Raw genomic sequence first — 1748 nt, 5'->3', positions numbered from 1 at the left:
GCGAGGATCTCCGCGTCCCCCGAGAAATCGAGCGGGTTCGGCAGGCGGACGAAGGTCCCGAACGCGAGCCGGAAGATTCGATCGGCTTCGGGGAGGTCGCGTTCGGTCAGGGGGCGGACTGCGGCGGTCATCGTGGGCGCCTCCAGGCGGGCGAAGGACGCCAAATGTACCGGCATCGTGCGCCGCGCCCGCGGACCGATATCGAGCCGCGCGGCGTCGCAACATCCGCCGCGCGTCGCCGCTGCGCCGACGGTACCTTCGAGCGGCGGCTCTCTCGTTCGCGTCGCGTCGCGGCGCTTCGCGACGGCGCGCCGCCGGCGCCGCCCCGAGTCGTTCGTCGCGCGCGGGCCGCGCGTTTCTCTCCGCGGGGATCGACTCCATGCACGGCATCGGTCCGATCGTCCTCGTCCCGGGCTTCATGGGCAGCCGCCTCGCGCGCACGGCCGACGCGCGGCTGATCTGGGTCGATCCCCGCTGGGCGCCGTTCCACGCGCCCGACTTCTACGATTCCCTCTCCCTGCGCACCCCGGCCGACGCGCGACTGCGCGCCGATGGGGCGCTCGACGTCGTTCCCTTCTGCGGCGTCGTGCACTTCGACGTCTACAGCCCGCTCCGCAGCTTCGCGACGTCGCGCCGCGGGCTCGGCCTCGCCTCCGCAGACTTCGTCGAGTTTTCCTACGACTGGCGGAAGAGCGTCGCCGACGCGGCGGCGGACCTCGACGCGCTCCTCGCCGCGCTCCCGAACGACGGCCGCGCCGCGACGCTCGTCGCCCACTCGCAGGGCGGCCTCGTCGCCGCCGCCCTCTTCGCGCGCGGCGGTCCGGGCAGCGCGCGCGTCGCCAAGCTCGTCGCCGTCGGCTCGCCGCTCGCCGGGCTGCTCAAGACGATCGAGATCATCGAGCGCGACGCGGGGCTTCTGGTCGGCGCGCTCGCCGGCCATCCGATCCGGCGTCTCTTGGCGCCGATGCCCGCGGCCTACGAGCTGATGCCGTCGGGGCGCGCCCCCGCGCTCTTCGCCGACGCCGCGGGACGCGGCGCCACGCCGTTCGCGCAGGCGGCGTCGCTCCCCGCCTACTACGACCGCGCCCTGCTCGCCGCGGCGTCGTCGGTCGTCGCCTCGCTCGTCGTGGACTTCCCCGTCCCGCTGCGGCTCGTCGAGGGTTACGGCGTGGACACGCCGATCTCCGCCGCGCTCGGCGCCGCGGGCGTCGCCGTCGCGCACGGCCTCGAAGGGGACGGCACCTGTCCCTCGGCGAGCCTTCTCGCCGCGACTTCCGGCGCCGACCGGCGCGTGCTCTCGATTCCGTTCGGCGACCATGTGCCGCTGATCGGCCACAAGGCGTTTCTCCATTGGCTGGCCGAGGACCTCACGCTCGGCGCCCCCGCCTCTCCGCAGATCTTCGTCAAGCTGCGGCCGCACCTCTCGCCGCGCGGCCTCGACGACCTGCTCTTCGTGCAGGCCCGCGACGCGTCCGGCGCGCCGCTTGCCGCCGGCCCGCCCGAGGCGTCGCTGCCCGGCGGACGCGTCGTCGGCTGCGCGCCGTTCGGCCCCGAGCACGAAGGGATCTGGTTCGCGCGCTTTCCCCATCCCGTCCGCCCCGGCCTGCTCCGCACGTCGATTCCCGGCGTCGCCCCCGCGCTGCAGCCGCGGCCGATGCTGCTCGCCTAGCGGCGACGGCGATGCTCGCGCTCGAAGAGATCGTCCACGCGCTCGGCGCCGGCTTCCCGCCGCTGCGCGCGCGGCCGCT

The 1748-nt window shown here is 75.1% G+C and carries 1 protein-coding gene; it reads left to right on the top strand.

The window, feature by feature from the left end:
* Nucleotides 1-379 precede the first annotated feature (379 nt).
* Nucleotides 380-1669 (top strand): alpha/beta fold hydrolase, encoded by a 1290-nt coding sequence (locus tag LLG88_03405; GenBank protein ID MCE5245954.1) that lies wholly within the window; start codon nucleotides 380-382, stop codon nucleotides 1667-1669.
* Nucleotides 1670-1748: the final 79 nt, after the last annotated feature.

Source organism: bacterium (genome assembly GCA_021372775.1).
Classification (GTDB): domain Bacteria; phylum Acidobacteriota; class Polarisedimenticolia; order J045; family J045; genus JAJFTU01.
Note: the sequence above shows the minus strand (reverse complement) of the source record. Positions and strands in the feature narration are given on the sequence as shown.